The following is a 15,842-nucleotide window of genomic DNA, read 5'->3' as shown; positions in this document are numbered from 1 at the left end:
CACGCGGCAAGGCGCGGCGGAACCGCCTGGACCAGTCGATCTGGCCAAAGCTGTTGAAAGACAAGGAACCTCGGAGCCGGAAAGGCGCTCAGGCAGCCTTGACCGCCCTGCCCTTGAGATCGATGAGATCGACGCGCACCGGCGCGTCCTTGCCGGCCGGAACTTCGGGCAGCACATGCGCCCAGGTCAGGATCTCGATGCGGCCGTCGAAATGCTCGACCACCGCGGTGCAGCTTTCCACCCAGTCGCCGGTGTTGATGTATTGCACGTCGCCATAGCTTTCGATCGCGGCGTGATGGATGTGGCCGCAGATCACGCCGTCGACATGCGAGCGCCGCGCTTCCTCGGAGAGCACCGTCTGGAACGATCCGATGAAGTTCACCGCCTTCTTCACCTTGACCTTCGCCCAGGAAGAGAACGACCAGTAAGGCAGGCCGAGCAGGTGGCGCAGCCTCGTCACGAGGCGATTGACCAGCATTGCCGTGTCATAGGCGTAGTCGCCGAGGTAAGCGAGCCAGCGCTGGTTGTGCACCACGGTGTCGAACTGGTCGCCATGGATGACGAGAAGCCGCCTGCCGTCGGCGGTCTCATGAATGGCGCGGTCGGCAACGACGATGCCGCCGAAATGCACGCCCTGGAACTGGCGGGCGAACTCGTCGTGGTTGCCGGCGATGTAGGTGATCGAGGCGCCCTTGCGCGCCTTGCGCAGCAATTTTTGCACCACGTCGTTATGGCTCTGCGGCCAATGCCAGCTGCGTCGCAGGCGCCAGCCGTCGACGATGTCGCCGACCAGGTAGATGGTATCGGCGTCATGGTGGCGCAGGAAATCGATCAGGAAATCGGCCTTGGCCGCTTTCGAGCCGAGATGCACGTCGGAAATGAACATGGTGCGAAAAGTGCGGGGCTCTGGACCGGACATCGCGATTTCCACCTTTCTTTGGCGTGCTATGCCTCGATTCATGCAACAACCGTATGACGGTTGCGGTTGGTCCAGCCCAGGCGCTAGCTTGCCGCCCTCGAAAAAGGAGAAATCACCATGGATCTCGGCATTCGCGGCAAGAAGGCCATCGTCTGCGCCTCGAGCAAGGGACTGGGGCGCGGATGCGCGATTGCGCTGGCCAAAGCCGGCGTCGACCTTGTCATCAACGGCCGCAACGCCGAGCTGTTGGCGAAGACGGCGCAGGAAATCCGCGAAAAATTCCGTGTCGAGGTGATCGAGATCGCCGGCGACGTCTCGAAGCCGGAAGTGCAGAAGGCATTGCTTGCCGCCTGCCCCGCCCCCGACATCCTGGTCAACAACAATGGCGGCCCGCCGCTTCGCGATTTCCGCGAGCTCGACCGCGCGAAAATCCTCGAAGGCGTGACGCAGAACATGGTGACGCCGATCGAGCTGATCCAGGCGGTCATCGACGGTATGGCCAAGCGCGGCTTCGGCCGCATCGTCAACATCACATCGCTGTCGGTCTATGTGCCGATCCCGGGCCTCGACCTGTCGTCGGGCGCCCGCGCCGGCCTGACCTCGTTCCTTGCCGGCGTGGCCCGCACGGTCATCGACCGAAACGTCACCATCAACAGCCTGTTGCCCGGCAAGCTCGACACCGACCGGTTGCGTGGCCCGCACGAAGCCGGCACGCCGGAAGACCCCGCAGCGGCCGCCGCGCGCAAGGCCCGCATCAGCGCCGACGTACCGGCAAAGCGCCTCGGCACGCCGGAAGAGTTCGGCCAGATCTGCGCCTTCCTGTGCTCGGTTCATGCCGGCTATCTCACTGGACAGAACATCCCGGTCGACGGCGGCCTCTATGTCAGTGCGTTCTGACGAGCTTCGTCAATCCCGCAAGTTTCCGAGCCAACAGGCTGAAATGGATTGATTATCTTCGCCTCGGCATCGTGAATGCCAAGGCCGACATTTGGCGTCGCGAAGAATCGCCGCTGCATGCTAAAAGGCTCGAAAGCAAGAAGCGCAGGAGGGCCGCGAATGGACGGCGAGAGCAAGAAAACGGCCCGATCGGACCTCGATGAGGCCGCGCTCTTCTTCCACAAGCACCCCACCCCGGGAAAGCTCGAGATCCAGGCGACCAAGCCGCTGGGCAACCAGCGCGACCTCGCGCTTGCCTATTCGCCGGGCGTTGCCGCTCCTTGTCTCGAGATCCAGGACGATCCCGCGGCCGCCGCCGACTACACGGCGCGCGCCAACCTCGTCGGCGTTGTCTCCAACGGCTCGGCGGTGCTTGGGCTGGGCAATATCGGCCCGCTCGCCTCCAAGCCGGTGATGGAAGGCAAGGCGGTGCTGTTCAAGAAATTCGCCGGCATCGACGTGTTCGACATCGAGATCGATGCTCCCGAGATCGAGCGCATGGTCGAGACGGTGGCTGCTCTCGAGCCGACCTTCGGCGGTATCAATCTCGAGGACATCAAGGCGCCTGAATGCTTCGAGGTCGAGGAACGGCTGAAGGCCCGCATGGGCATTCCGGTTTTCCATGACGACCAGCATGGCACGGCAATCATCGTCGCCGCCGCGGTGCTCAACGGGCTGGAATTCGCCGGCAAATCGATCTCCGACATCAAGATCGTCACGTCCGGCGCGGGCGCTGCGGCGCTCGCCTGCCTCAACCTTTTGGTCTCGCTCGGGGCCAAGGTCGAAAACATCTGGGTCACCGATCGTTTCGGCGTCGCCTACAAAGGCCGGGTCGAGGAGATGGACCGCTGGAAAGACCCTTATGTGAAGGACACCCAGGCGCGCACGCTGACCGATGTCATCCCCGGCGCCGACGTCTTTCTCGGCCTCTCCGCCGCCGGCGTGCTGAAGCCCGAGCTCCTGCAGCACATGGCGCCGAAGCCGCTGATCCTGGCGCTCGCCAACCCGACGCCGGAGATCATGCCGGAGGTTGCGCGCGCGGCACGGCCCGACGCCATGATCTGCACCGGGCGCTCCGATTTTCCCAATCAAGTCAATAACGTGCTCTGCTTTCCTTACATCTTCCGCGGCGCGCTGGATTGCGGGGCTAGCGCCATCAACGAGGAGATGAAGATGGCCGCGGTCAGAGCGATCGCGGCGCTGGCCCGCGAGGAGCCATCGGACGTCGCCGCCCGCGCCTATTCCGGCGAGACGCCGGTCTTCGGGCCGGACTTCCTGATCCCCTCGCCCTTCGATCCGCGGCTCATCCTGCGCATCGCGCCGGCGGTGGCGAGAGCCGCCTGCGACACCGGCGTGGCGACGCGGCCGATCTCCGATTTCGCGGCCTATGTCGACAAGCTCAACCGCTTCGTCTTCCGCTCCGGCCTGGTGATGAAACCGGTGTTCTCCTCGGCCAAGGCCGCCAGCGCGAAGCGCGTCATCTACGCCGACGGCGAGGACGAGCGCGTGCTGCGGGCGGCACAGGTGGTCCTCGAGGAAGGCATCGCCGAGCCGATCCTGATCGGCCGTCCGCATGTCGTGGAAGTGAGGCTGAAGCGTTACGGCCTGCGCATCCGGCCGGGCGTCGATTTCGGCCTGATCAATCCGGAGGACGATCCGCGCTACCGGCACTATGTCGATCTGCTGATCGAGCTCGCCGGCCGCCGCGGTATAACGACGGAAGCCGCTCGCACCATGGTGCGCACCAACAACACGGTGATCGCGGCGCTTGCGTTGAAGCGCGGCGATGCGGATGCGATGATTTGCGGGCTCGAAGGCCGCTTCGAGCGCCATCTCCGCAATGTCACGCTGATCATCGGGCCGCGTCCGGGCATCAAGGACCGCGATCTCTCGACGCTGTCGATGCTGATCTCGCAGCGCGGCATCATCTTCCTCACCGACACCCATGTCTCCGTCGATCCGACGGCGGAGGAGATCGCCGAGATGACGGTGCTGGCGGCGGAAGAAATCCAGCGCTTCGGCATCGAGCCGAAGGCTGCGCTGCTGTCGCATTCGGATTTCGGCTCGCGCGATTCGCCCGGCGCGCTCAAGATGCGCGAGGCCGCTGCCATCCTCGCCCGCATCGCGCCGGAGCTGCAGAGCGACGGCGAGATGCATGCCGACTCGGCTCTTTCCGAGCATCTGCGCCAGCGCGTCTACCCGCATTCGCGGCTGAAAGGGGAAGCCAATCTGCTGGTGTTCCCGAACCTCGATTCGGCCAACATCACGCTGACGGCGCTGCGTGCCATGATGGACGCGCTGCATGTCGGGCCGATCCTGCTCGGCACCGACAAGCCCGCGCACATCCTGACGCCTTCTGTGACCTCGCGCGGCGTGGTCAACATGACGGCACTGGCGGTGGTCGAGGCGGCGCACAAGGCGCAGGCGCTCGCCCCGATCTGAGTTGAGGGTGAGCTCTGGGTTGATGCGAGCTCGCGCCAGCGGAATTGTGTTTGGGTAGTAAGCAAAGGAACAGTTAACCACGAACGCGGTAGCCTTCCACCGGCAATCGGGATTCCAGGCGGATGAAGGGGTTGAAGCTGACGCACCTTGCTGCGCTGCTTGCAGCGTTGGCGGCGTCGGCTGTCGCTGTGACCGAGCCGCAGGCCGCTTCTCGCACCTGCCGCCAACTCGACGCGGAGCTTGCAGCCACGCGCGGCGGTGGCGGCGGTCCGGGACTGATCCGCAAATATGACGACGCGATCGCCCGCCAGCGCGAGCAGCTGGCCAAGGCGCGCGGCCGCGCCGGTGATGCCAATTGCGGCTTCGCGCTGTTTTCGCGCAATGCCGGCCAATGCGCGGCGATCAATGCCTCGATAGAGCGTATGAACGCCAATCTCGACATCTTGCAGGCCAAGCGCCAGCGGCTGGCCGGCGGCGGCACGCGGCGCGACCGCAGCCGCATTCTTGCCGCGCTCGACGCCAATGGCTGCCGCGATGATGAAGTCGAGCCGCCTCGCGCCCCGATCCAGGAGGCCGCCCGCAACAATGGTGGCGGCAATCTGTTCGAGCAGCTCTTCGGCCGTGGCGACGAGGAGATCGCTACGCTCGACACGCCTGAAGCGCTTCCGCCAGACGATCCCAGCGCGCGCAACATCCGCCGGGTGATCAACCAATCCGACGGCATGGATCTGCCGAGGATGAACGGCGAGTTCCGCACCGTCTGCGTGCGCACCTGCGACGGCTATTTCTTCCCGATGTCGAACGCCGCCTCTGTTGGCGATTTCGAGCGCGATCAGAAGAATTGCGAATCGAGCTGCCCCGGCACCGAAATGCAGGTCTTCTACACGCGCGGCATGGACGATGACGCCGGCAACATGACATCCTCGGCGACCGGCCGTCCTTACAGCGAGCTGCCGACGGCCTATCTCTACAAGCAGGCCAACTACTCGCGGCCGCCGCAATGCGGCTGCAACGCCCAGGCCGAAAACTTCTCGATCATAGGCGGTAATCCGCCCAATCCGGAGCAGCCGCAGCCGGACAGCGGGGTGACGACCCTCGTGCCGGCGCCGGCGGCCAAGCTCGATGCTGGCGCCGATCCCGAAACGCTCGCCAACGCTGCAGGCGGGCTCGACCGCGCGGCTATCAAGCAGCTGACCGCCAAGGTGCCGGCGTCACCGGTTTCGGCCCTGCCGCCGGAACAGCGCAAGGTCAGGGTCGTCGGGCCAGCGTTCCTTCCCGACCCATCAGCGGCAATAGATCTGCAAGCTCCGGCCCCGAAGACCGCCCGGTAAGGGCAAGCCGCAGCGGCATGAACAGTGGCTTGCCCTTGCGGCCCGTCGCTTCCCTGATCTTGCCGGTCCAATCCTTCCAGACCGTGCCGTTCCAAGGCTCTTCCGGCAACAGGTCGAACGCCTGGTGGAGGAAGTCACGGTCCTCGCCGGAAAATTCCGCCGGCTCCTGCGGCCCGTCGCTCAGGATTCGCCACCAGGCGACAGCGTCGGACAAACGGTCGATATTGCCGCGCACGGCGAGCCAGAAGGGCTCGGCCCTGTCGCCGGAAATGCCAAGCACAATCAGCCGGTCGCGCGCCTCCTCGAACGGCATTTGGTGCATCAGCGTGCGATTGAGCACGAAAAGCTCGTCGGGATCGAACTTGGCGGCAGACTTGGATGTCGCGGCCGGGTCGAAATGGCTGGCGAGCTGGTTGAGATCGTGCGCTGCCGTGACATTTTCCGATGTGCCAACGAGCACGGCAAGCGAGGCGACAGCCATCGGCTCGATGCCGTCCTCGCGCAGGCTTTCTATCGACAGCGCGCCGGTGCGCTTCGACAGCCCCTCACCCGACACGGTGGTCAAGAGATTGTGGTGCCCGAACACCGGCGGCTCAGCGCCCAGCGCCTGGAACAAGGCGATCTGCACGCCGGTGTTGGTTACGTGGTCGTCGCCGCGTATGACATGGGTGACGCCCATCTCGATGTCGTCGACCACCGAAGGCAGCGTGTAGAGATAAGTGCCGTCCTCACGAACCAGGACCGGGTCCGACAGTGAGGCGAGATCGACGGTCTCCTCGCCGCGCACAAGGTCGTCCCAGTGCACCTCGGTCCGCTCGGGCTGCAGCGGGTCGCCGGTGAAGTTCGGCAAAAGAAAGCGCCAGTGCGGCCGGCGCCCGTCGGACTCGTATTCGGCCACCTGCTCCGGCGTCAGCGTCAATGCCTCGCGGCCATAGACCGGCGGCAGGCCGCGCGTGCGGCGCACCTTGCGGCGCAGGTCGAGCTCCTCCGGCGTTTCGTAGCAGGCATAAAGCACGCGCGCCGCCTTCAGCCGCTCCACCGCGGCGTCATAGACTTCAAAGCGACGCGACTGGTATTCGGTAACGTCGGGAAAAATGCCGAGCCAATGCAGGTCATAGAGAATTGCATCGGCGAATTCCTGCGTCGAACGGGCAACGTCTGTATCGTCGAAGCGCTGGATGTAGCGGCCCCTGTTGTTCATGGCGAAAAGCCAGTTGAACAGCGCGGTGCGGGCATTGCCGATGTGGATGCGGCCGGTCGGCGACGGTGCGAAACGAACGGTAACTGTCATGAGCGGGGCGTAGCGAATGCTTCCAGGCTTGACAAGACACGCCCCCGCGCAGGGCAACAGATAGTCCAAGCCAGCTAAAATGAAAAGCCACCCGTCGGGCCCGGCCCCGGGCAACCCGACGAACCGTCCGCAAGGACCGTCAAATAAAGGCTTTTCGATGCGCCTTTCTGTCCCCGTTATCCACATATGTGACACACAACATATTGGGGTCACAAAACCTACAAAAACGAATCCTTGACGGGTCAGAACGAGTCGCTTTTTATAGGCCATGCGCTCCTGTTGCGGGCGTGACCGGAGAGTTCAGGGGCCGGTCTTTTTCCCGGATTTTGTGCGTTTTGCCCACATTTCCGCCCGTTCACGAGGCCGGCGGAAGCATTGGGAATGATGGGGCTTGGGTGGGCGAAAGGGAGAATTGTCGGGCTGGAAAAAATGATCTGTTAACACTATATTTAGTGTTTGCAGGCAGGCTCGACCCTAGATAGTGTGAACCTCCCTCTTCCGAGGGAATCGACAAAAGTTTCAGTTTTGAGGGACCCGCGGGTCGGCCTGCAGCCTGGTGAGCGCCTGGAAGGGCGTTTGCTTGTCTGCACGGTGCTGCCCGCGACGAGGAGAATGCCGGCGTCGCCTGCGATGCCGGCAAACGGCGGACCGTGCTTTTCGCCTGGCGGGGCAGCAATCCCTAGGGAAAAGCGCTATATGTAGACAAAAGGGACCGGACCAATGCGCATCGAGCGTCGCTTCACCAAGCCAGACCAAGGTCAAGAAGGGGCAGCTTACGCGGAGATCGAATTCCGCAAGGCCCTGTCGGAGATCAAGAATCCCGACGGCTCGGTGGTGTTCCGCCTCGATAACATCGATGTGCCGGCGCAGTTCAGCCAGGTCGCGGCCGACATCCTGGCCCAAAAATATTTCCGCAAGGCCGGCGTCCCGGCGCGCCTGAAGAAGGTCGAGGAGAACGACGTCCCCTCCTTCCTGTGGCGTTCGGTTGCCGACGAGGCCGAACTCGCCAAGCTCCCTGAGGCCGAGCGCTATGGTTCGGAAACCGATGCCCGCCAGGTCTTCGACCGGCTGTCCGGCACCTGGACCTATTGGGGCTGGAAGGGCGGTTACTTCAAGTCGGAAGAAGATGCCCGCGCTTTCCGCGACGAGCTTGCCTATATGCTGGCCACTCAGCGCGTGGCACCGAACTCGCCGCAATGGTTCAACACCGGCCTGCACTGGGCCTATGGCATCGACGGGCCGAGCCAGGGTCACTTCTATGTCGACCCCTTCACCGGCAAGCTGACCAAGTCGAAGTCGGCTTACGAGCATCCGCAGCCGCATGCCTGCTTCATCCAGAGCGTTCAGGACGACCTCGTCAACGAGGGCGGCATCATGGACCTGTGGGTGCGTGAGGCGCGCCTGTTCAAATACGGCTCCGGCACCGGCTCGAACTTCTCGATGCTGCGCGGCGAAGGCGAGAAGCTGTCCGGCGGCGGCCGCTCGTCCGGCCTGATGAGCTTCCTCAAGATCGGCGATCGCGCGGCGGGCGCCATCAAGTCGGGCGGCACGACGCGCCGCGCCGCCAAGATGGTCATCGTCGACGCCGACCATCCCGACATCGAGGACTTCATCGACTGGAAGGTCAATGAGGAGCAGAAGGTCGCCTCGCTGGTGACCGGCTCGAAGATCGTCAAGAAGCACCTCGAAGCGATCATGAAGGCCTGCGTCAATTGCGAAGGCAATGGCGACGACTGCTTCGACCCGGCCCTCAACACCGCGCTGAAGCGCGAGATCAAGGCGGCCAAGAAGGACGCTGTGCCGGAGAACTACATCTATCGCGTCATCCAGTTCGCCCGCCAGGGCTACACCTCGATGTCGTTCAAGACCTACGACACCGACTGGGACTCTGACGCCTATCTCACCGTTTCCGGCCAGAACTCCAACAACTCGGTGTCGCTGAAGGACAACTTCCTGCGCGCCGTCGAGGCCGACGGCGACTGGCAGCTCACGGCCCGCAAGGACGGCAAGGTGCTGAAGACGCTGAAGGCGCGGGATCTGTGGGAAAAGATCGGTTATGCCGCCTGGGCGTCCGCCGATCCCGGCCTGCATTTCAACACGACCATGAACGACTGGCACACCTGCGCCTCCGCCGGTGCGATCCGGGCCTCCAACCCGTGCTCGGAATATATGTTCCTCGACGACACGGCCTGCAATCTCGCCTCGATCAACCTCCTGCCCTACCGCAAGGAAGACGGCACGATCGACATCGCCGCTTACGAGCACACCGTTCGGCTGTGGACCGTCGTGCTCGAGATCTCGGTGATGATGGCGCAGTTCCCGTCCAAGGAGATCGCCAAGCTCTCCTACGACTACCGCACGCTCGGCCTCGGCTACGCCAATATCGGCGGCCTGTTGATGACGTCCGGCATTCCCTACGACTCCGACGCGGGCCGCGCGATCTGCGCCGCGCTCACCGCCATCATGACCGGCATCGCCTATGCGACCTCGGCCGAAATGGCTTCCGAGCTCGGTGCCTTCCCGGACTATGACCGCAACGCACAGAACATGCTGCGTGTCATGCGCAACCACCGCCGTGCCGCCTATGGCGACAAGGACGGCTACGAGAAGCTCGCCGTCAATCCGGTGCCGCTGGTCGCCTCCGACCTGAAGCAGCAGGCGCTGGCCGAGCATGCCCGCGCCGCCTGGGATCGCGCCATCGAGCTCGGCGAGGAGCATGGCTACCGCAACGCGCAGGCGACCGTCATCGCGCCGACCGGCACGATCGGCCTGGTCATGGACTGCGACACCACCGGCATCGAGCCCGACTTCGCGCTGGTGAAGTTCAAGAAGCTCGCCGGCGGCGGCTACTTCAAGATCATCAACCGCGCGGTGCCGGAAGCGCTGCGCACGCTCGGCTACTCCGAAAGCCAGATTGCCGAGATCGAGGCCTATGCCGTCGGCCATGGCAACCTCAACCAGGCGCCCGGCATCAACCCGTCTTCGCTGAAGGCCAAGGGCTTCACCGATGACAAGATCGCGGCGCTGAATGCGGCGCTGAAGTCGGCCTTCGACATCAAGTTCGTGTTCAACCAGTGGACGCTCGGCGCCGATTGGGTGAAAGAGACGCTCGGCTTCACCGACGAGCAGCTTTCCGACTTCTCCTTCGAGATGCTGCCGGCGCTGGGCTTCTCCAAGAAGGACATCGACGCCGCCAACATCCATGTCTGCGGTGCGATGACGCTCGAAGGGGCACCGTTCCTCAAGGCCGAGCACCTGCCGGTGTTCGACTGCGCCAGCCCCTGCGGCAAGATCGGCAAGCGCTCGCTGTCGATCCAGAGCCACATCCTGATGATGGCGGCGGCGCAGCCCTTCATCTCGGGCGCCATTTCCAAGACCATCAACATGCCGAACGAGGCGACGGTCGAGGACGCCAAGAACGCCTACATGCTGTCCTGGAAGCTGGCGCTGAAGGCCAACGCGCTCTATCGCGACGGCTCGAAGCTGTCGCAGCCGCTCAATGCCTCGCTGCTCGCCGACGGCGAGGAGGACGAGGACGAGGCGGTCGAGCAGCTGATTGCGGCGCCCGCCGCGCAGCGCGCCGTGCAGGTGACGGAAAAGATCGTCGAGCGCGTCATCGAGCGTCTCTACCGCGACCGCGAGAAGCTGCCGAACCGTCGCAAAGGCTACACCCAGAAGGCGGTCGTCGGCGGCCACAAGGTGTATCTCAGGACCGGCGAGTTCGACGACGGCCGCCTCGGCGAGATCTTCATCGACATGCACAAGGAAGGTGCCGCCTTCCGCGCCATGATGAACAACTTCGCCATCGCCATCTCGCTCGGCCTGCAATATGGCGTGCCGCTCGACGAATATGTCGAGGCCTTCACCTTCACCAAGTTCGAGCCGGCCGGCATGGTGCAGGGCAATGACGCGATCAAGAACGCGACGTCGATCCTCGACTACGTGTTCCGCGAGCTTGCCGTGTCCTATCTCGGCCGCCACGACCTCGCCCATGTCGACCAGTCGGACTTCGACAAGACGGCGCTCGGCCGCGGCATCACCGAAGGCAAGGCGACACCCTTCTCCAAGGGCCTCTATCGCGGTGCCTCGCCGGTGAAGCTGGTGTCGGCTGCCGGTTCGGACCCCAAGGGCTTTGGCGGCGCAGCCCCGACGACCGCCCCTGCCCGCGCAGCGCCCACCGCCTTTGCCGGCTCCAACGTGCTGGCATTGAAGCCGGCAAGCGACGAGGCCCTTGCCTACAAGCGCGACTATGAGGAGCGCGCCAGGGAACTGGCCGAGGAGATGGTGGAAGAGGAAGCCGAGGCCGCCGGCGGCGCCGAGGCGCTCTTCACCGACGCCGCCGCCAACGAGGCCGCCGAGGCCAAGAAGCTAGCCGCCACCCGTCGCCAGCAGTCCTTGCTCCAGGGTTACACCGGCAACGAATGTTCGGAGTGCCACAACTTCACCATGGTGCGGAACGGCACCTGCGAGAAGTGCGACACGTGTGGTTCGACGAGCGGGTGCAGCTGAGGCCCGATGCCGCCAAGGCTGACAGTCAGCGAAGTTATTCGCAAGCTGAAGGCCGATGGCTGGTATCTGGTTGCAACCAAATGCAGCCATCGCCAATATAGATCAAAGCCGGCCGCGTCATCGTGGCCGGCCGCACTGGCCTGATTGTCCAAGACCTTCCATGATCGACCACATCACCATCGAAGTGTGCGACCTCGAGAAGAGCAAGCTCTTCTACGAAAAGGCTTTTGCGCCCTTGGGCTACAGCCTCTCCTTCGGCAAGGAGGGCGTGTTCTGGGCCTTCGATGTCGGCAATGGCTGCCTGTTCGAGATCCAGCGCGCCGGCGAGCAGCCGCCGCTCACCCATCTGCACGTTGCCTTCCGGGTGAAGAGCAAGGCGGAGGTCGATGCGTTCTATCGGGCGGCGCTGGAGGCAGGTGCCGCGGACAATGGCGCGCCCGGGCCGCGTCCGGACTACGCGGCGAACTACTACGCCTGCTTCGTGCTCGATCCCGACGGTTACAACATCGAGGCGATGATCAACGAGGGGTAGCGCGCGCCCTCTCCTTCTCCCCTTGTGGGAGAAGGTGGATTGGCGCGCAGCGCCGAGACGGATGAGGGGTGTTCCAGCGGAGTGAGACGCTGCGATCCTGTCGCTGTGCCCAACGTTGGCGAAGGTCTGCGTCAAGCTGGAGCACCCCTCATCCGTCGCCTTCGGCGACACCTTCTCCCACAAGGGGAGAAGGGGAACCACTCAATCCTTGAACGTGATCCCGTATTTCGCGGCCTGTTCCTTCGGCATGTCGGCCAGCGCCTGGCGTACCGTGTAGCCACCATAGACGTCGCTGCCGTTGCGGATCATCCAGTCTTCGACATCGGCCTCGGCAACCGTCATGCGGTCGCCCATCTTGTACTGGTTGCCGTTGACGGGCTTGTCGGCCAGCAATCCGACGAAGCGGCCGTCGCTGAAAGCCACAAGCTGCATCCAGATATGCTCGGTGGCGCCGTTCTGGGTCAGCGGGAACTTGACCGTATAGGTGCCAGGCGTGCGGGCGGCCATCAACTCATGGAAGCGGGGTAGCGTCGAGTGGCCCTTGGCCTTGGCGCCCTGCATCGCCTCGTCGGTGGTTGAATAGGCGACCACATTGGCGTTGGGCGTTTTGTTGCGCAGGTGCGAATTGAAAAATCCGTAGCCGACGGCGGCCACCACAGCGGCAGTGACAATCAGTTTGCGCATAGACCCCTCCAAGACGCGATCACGAACACGTTACCGGAAGGCCGTTGCCGCGCCGCTAAGGGAGACAGTGAGTCGATGGTTAGCGAAATCGTGAAATTGCCGTCGATCGTCGGCCCGGCGCCGGGGTGAAGCAGACGGCCTCAATTCGCGTTGGCCACCATCTCGCCGCCGCCCAGCCACCTGCGCCACTGCCGCTCGTCGCCGTGGAAGACATTGAGGTCGATGCGGCCGCTGACGCCATGCGACAGGCCGGAGCCCGAATATTGCCAGAACAGCCAGTTGCGGCCCGGATAGACCTTTGACGGATGGGCGGCCACCGCGCGCAACCAGAACGGATAGTCGAGGAAAGCGCCGCGCAGATTGTCACGATAAAAATCCGGCGACGTGTAGATGATGGGCCGCTGGCCGTAATGGCGCTCCAGCTTGTCCATGAACACCTGCATCTTCTCCAGCACCTTCTGGCGCGAAGGCCGGCGCTTGCAGGAGGACTCGCCGTTCCACTCGACATCGATGACCGGCGGCAACGCGCCTTGGACCCGCGGCACGTTGCGGATGAACCAGTCGGCCTGCTCGCCGGCGGTGCGGCACCAGTAGAAGAAATGATAGGCGCCGCGCTTCAGCCCGGCGGCATCGGCGCCGCGCCAGTTCTTCATGAACATCGGATCGAGATGGTCGCCGCCGTCGGTCGCCTTGATGTAGGCGAAGTTGGCGCCCTGGGCGCGCAGCTTTTGCCAGTTGATATTGCCCTGCCAGCGCGACACGTCGACGCCATGGACGGCAAGGTGCCTGGGCGAGGCGCGCCCGAAATTGATCGGTTTGGCATCGCGAAAGGCATAGCGGGTAACAGGGCCAGCCAGCATCGCGGGCGCTGCGCGCGACAGCCGCTTCGGCGGCGAGACGAGTGCTGCGGCCTCGACCGGGGGCTCGACCGTATCCGGCAGGTCCGGCGCCGGGAATGCCACCGTCTCTTCCTCGGCCAAGCCAAAGGGACGCGAATTCTCATCCCCTGGACGCGCGTTGTCCTCGTCAACACGAGCATTCTGGTCGCCAGGGAGCGACGCCGGCGGCCTGATGCGCGCGGCGCCCGCCATGGAAACGGTCTCCACCGTCATCGCAGCGTCGGCGGTCTTCACTGCCTTCGTCACCGGCGCGCTCGGCCGCACGACCGAACTGGTCGTCTCGTTCGACGGCATCTGCAAGGCATCGACGCCCGAGGTAGACGAGCAGCCGGCAAGGCAAAGCCCTGCAAGCACGAAACTGACGACGCCAAAAATCCGCATCTTGACCTGTACGCAAAACAAAACAGACCGAGGGCCGGAACAGCGCCGCCGGGAGCCCCATTCCTAATGAGAAATTACCAACAAAGTTTGAATCAAAATTTACCTTTGGTTCGGCGGGGCGATTCGCCAGGCAAGCCGACAATAAAAGCTCCGCCTTTGTTTCCACGCAAACCGCTTCTCGGTTGCTCAGCGCCTGAACACGCCGATCATCGGCCCGAGATTCCAGAAATCGTCGTTGCGGCCAATGGCCGGCGCATAGAGGCTGGAGATCGAGCCGTCGAGGAAGAGCGCGTTGGGACAGCCGAGTTCGTCGCGGAACAGGCGCGCGAATTCGTGGAAAGTCACCACATCGTTCGAGATGGCGAAGACGACGACGCCGTCGCCACGCACGCCGACGCCATCGCGGATTTTTCGCGAAGGGCTGTCGGCCTGGAATTTCGGATGCAGCTTTCCGTCGATCACCAGCATCGGCCCGGACTGGGTGGCATAGTCCACCTTCGGGGAACGCTTCAAATAATCCTTCGTCGCGCGAACGCCGGCCTTGCGGTCGCTAAGATAGAAGATGCCGTTGGGCTGCATCGAGAAATTGCCGGAGCCGGCCCCAATCTTCGCCGACGCGATCTGCTGCCCTCGCTCGACATAGAGACCGACCGGCGCGAGATTGGGATGGTACATGCCGGCATTGATGCCGAAGAGCATGGTGCGTCCGGCCGCCTGCTGGGCGCTTCGAAGATTGTGCAGCGACTGGTAGAGCTTGCCGTCGGGATCCTTCCAGAACAGCTCGATCGAGTAATGCTTCGGGTCCGTCTCGCAGACGAGATAGGTCGCGGTCTCGAAGGTGTGAGTGCGGCATGGCGGCAGCGCTGCGACCCATTGGCTGAGCCCCAGCCCCGCACCGACCACTGCCGGCACCGCCGATTTCACCAGCGCTGCCAGCAAAGGCAGCGATTGCAGCAGGGTTGCAATGTCCATAGGCGCACCCGAAACAAGGTTCAGGTGTCGGTATAGCGGATTCGGCGAAAGCCTCTAGCTCAGCCAGCCGACGGCGACGCCGATCAGCAGCACGACGCCGAGCAGGCCGCGATAGATGACGAAGGGCCAGGCGGAAAAGCGCTCGAGCACGCGCATCAGTCCCCATATGGCGAAGAAGGCGGAAATCGAGGCGACGACGAGGCCGACCGCCAGGACCGACCAGCCATAAGCGCCGAGGTGAATCTTGTGCAGTTCCCAAAGCTCCTTCAGGCCGGCCAACGCGATGGCCGGCAGGCCGAGCAGGAAGGAGAGCCGCGCCGCCTCCGGGCGGGCATAGCCAAGGCCCAGCGCCGCCGTCAGCGTCGATCCCGAGCGCGACACGCCGGGAATGAGCGCGCCGACCTGGGCCACGCCGACGAGCAAGGCGTCGAGCACGGACACCTTGTCCAGGGTCAGCCTGTGGCGGGCATAGATTTCCGACAGCGCAAGCAGCACGGCCATGGCGATGCAGGCCCAGCCGATCACGGCCAGCCCGCGCAGCGGCGAGTTGCAGGCATTGAGCACGCTGGATAGCGCAAGGCCGGCGATGACGATCGGAACGGTGGCAAGCACGATGCCGATCGCCAGGCGGAAATAGCGGTTGGCATAATCGCGGCGCGTGAGCGCCGCCAGCGACCCCACCGCGACTTCCCTGACATCGCTCCAGAAATAGCTGATCACCGCGGCAAGGGCCGCGAGTTGCATAGCCGCAGAAAAGGCCGAGCCCGGGTCCTGCCAGCCAAGCACGGCGGGCACGACGCGCATATGCGCCGTCGAAGAGATCGGCAGCAGTTCGGTGATGCCTTGCACGATGCCGAGAAACGCCACCTTGGCGTAGCCCAGGCTTACGAAGCCGGTGTCCAATCCCTGCCTGCAGACGTCCGTCATCCCTGTCCTTCCCCGGCGA

At 64.1% G+C, this 15,842-nt stretch carries 11 protein-coding genes; 5 read left to right on the top strand and 6 right to left on the bottom strand.

The genetic code is table 11. The features are described from left to right. Window positions 1-88: 88 nt before the first annotated feature. A complete protein-coding gene (locus CK215_RS02670; RefSeq protein ID WP_095829995.1) occupies window positions 89-919 on the bottom strand; it encodes a UDP-2,3-diacylglucosamine diphosphatase in 831 nt (276 codons plus the stop codon). A gap of 117 nt (window positions 920-1,036) precedes the next feature. On the opposite strand from CK215_RS02670, the gene CK215_RS02665 reads away from it, so the two are divergent. The 3 genes from CK215_RS02665 (at window position 1,037) to CK215_RS02655 (ending at window position 5,628) form a co-directional block, all read left to right on the top strand. Next, window positions 1,037-1,816, top strand: coding sequence for an SDR family oxidoreductase (locus CK215_RS02665; RefSeq protein ID WP_095829994.1), 780 nt, complete (start codon window positions 1,037-1,039; stop codon window positions 1,814-1,816). Window positions 1,817-1,975: 159 nt separating this feature from the next. Continuing rightward, window positions 1,976-4,297 (top strand): NADP-dependent malic enzyme, encoded by a 2,322-nt coding sequence (locus tag CK215_RS02660; protein WP_095829993.1) that lies wholly within the window; start codon window positions 1,976-1,978, stop codon window positions 4,295-4,297. 122 nt (window positions 4,298-4,419) lie between these two features. Next, window positions 4,420-5,628: a DUF2865 domain-containing protein gene (locus tag CK215_RS02655; protein ID WP_095829992.1), complete on the top strand. Its 1,209-nt coding sequence runs from the start codon at window positions 4,420-4,422 to the stop codon at window positions 5,626-5,628. Here the strand turns inward: CK215_RS02655 and gltX are convergent. After that, a complete protein-coding gene (gene gltX / locus CK215_RS02650; protein ID WP_095829991.1) occupies window positions 5,546-6,919 on the bottom strand; it encodes a glutamate--tRNA ligase in 1,374 nt (457 codons plus the stop codon). The two genes, CK215_RS02655 and gltX, sit on opposite strands and share 83 nt — an antisense overlap. Window positions 6,920-7,639: 720 nt before the next feature. Here gltX and CK215_RS02645 point away from each other — a divergent pair. Further along, a complete protein-coding gene (locus tag CK215_RS02645; protein ID WP_095829990.1) occupies window positions 7,640-11,428 on the top strand; it encodes a vitamin B12-dependent ribonucleotide reductase in 3,789 nt (1,262 codons plus the stop codon). Between the two features lie 160 nt (window positions 11,429-11,588). Further along, window positions 11,589-11,960 carry a VOC family protein gene (locus tag CK215_RS02640; protein WP_095829989.1) on the top strand — a complete coding sequence of 124 codons (372 nt, stop codon included), beginning with the start codon at window positions 11,589-11,591 and terminating at the stop codon, window positions 11,958-11,960. A gap of 201 nt (window positions 11,961-12,161) precedes the next feature. On the opposite strand, the gene CK215_RS02635 is transcribed toward CK215_RS02640, so the two are convergent. From CK215_RS02635 to CK215_RS02620, 4 genes are all read right to left on the bottom strand, one after another. Continuing rightward, window positions 12,162-12,644 carry a DUF2314 domain-containing protein gene (locus CK215_RS02635; protein WP_095829988.1) on the bottom strand — a complete coding sequence of 161 codons (483 nt, stop codon included), beginning with the start codon at window positions 12,642-12,644 and terminating at the stop codon, window positions 12,162-12,164. Between the two features lie 140 nt (window positions 12,645-12,784). Then, window positions 12,785-13,924 (bottom strand): GH25 family lysozyme, encoded by a 1,140-nt coding sequence (locus CK215_RS02630; RefSeq protein ID WP_095829987.1) that lies wholly within the window; start codon window positions 13,922-13,924, stop codon window positions 12,785-12,787. Window positions 13,925-14,110: 186 nt separating this feature from the next. Further along, window positions 14,111-14,896 carry a phosphodiester glycosidase family protein gene (locus CK215_RS02625; RefSeq protein ID WP_095827824.1) on the bottom strand — a complete coding sequence of 262 codons (786 nt, stop codon included), beginning with the start codon at window positions 14,894-14,896 and terminating at the stop codon, window positions 14,111-14,113. 54 nt (window positions 14,897-14,950) lie between these two features. After that, on the bottom strand, window positions 14,951-15,823 hold the full coding sequence (locus CK215_RS02620; RefSeq protein ID WP_095829986.1) for an undecaprenyl-diphosphate phosphatase: 873 nt from the start codon (window positions 15,821-15,823) through the stop codon (window positions 14,951-14,953). Window positions 15,824-15,842: the final 19 nt, after the last annotated feature.

The organism is Mesorhizobium sp. WSM3864 (genome assembly GCF_002294955.1).
GTDB lineage: Bacteria > Pseudomonadota > Alphaproteobacteria > Rhizobiales > Rhizobiaceae > Mesorhizobium.
Note: the sequence above shows the minus strand (reverse complement) of the source record. Positions and strands in the feature narration are given on the sequence as shown.

Excerpts from the sequence above, each read along its gene's own strand:
- CK215_RS02670 (WP_095829995.1), bottom strand. The coding sequence starts at position 919 with ATGTCCGGTCCAGAGCCCCGCACTTTTCGCACCATGTTCATTTCCGAC.
- CK215_RS02665 (WP_095829994.1), top strand. The coding sequence starts at position 1,037 with ATGGATCTCGGCATTCGCGGCAAGAAGGCCATCGTCTGCGCCTCGAGC.
- CK215_RS02660 (WP_095829993.1), top strand. The coding sequence starts at position 1,976 with ATGGACGGCGAGAGCAAGAAAACGGCCCGATCGGACCTCGATGAGGCC.
- CK215_RS02655 (WP_095829992.1), top strand. The coding sequence starts at position 4,420 with ATGAAGGGGTTGAAGCTGACGCACCTTGCTGCGCTGCTTGCAGCGTTG.
- gltX (WP_095829991.1), bottom strand. The coding sequence starts at position 6,919 with ATGACAGTTACCGTTCGTTTCGCACCGTCGCCGACCGGCCGCATCCAC.
- CK215_RS02645 (WP_095829990.1), top strand. The coding sequence starts at position 7,640 with ATGCGCATCGAGCGTCGCTTCACCAAGCCAGACCAAGGTCAAGAAGGG.
- CK215_RS02640 (WP_095829989.1), top strand. The coding sequence starts at position 11,589 with ATGATCGACCACATCACCATCGAAGTGTGCGACCTCGAGAAGAGCAAG.
- CK215_RS02635 (WP_095829988.1), bottom strand. The coding sequence starts at position 12,644 with ATGCGCAAACTGATTGTCACTGCCGCTGTGGTGGCCGCCGTCGGCTAC.
- CK215_RS02630 (WP_095829987.1), bottom strand. The coding sequence starts at position 13,924 with ATGCGGATTTTTGGCGTCGTCAGTTTCGTGCTTGCAGGGCTTTGCCTT.
- CK215_RS02625 (WP_095827824.1), bottom strand. The coding sequence starts at position 14,896 with ATGGACATTGCAACCCTGCTGCAATCGCTGCCTTTGCTGGCAGCGCTG.
- CK215_RS02620 (WP_095829986.1), bottom strand. The coding sequence starts at position 15,823 with ATGACGGACGTCTGCAGGCAGGGATTGGACACCGGCTTCGTAAGCCTG.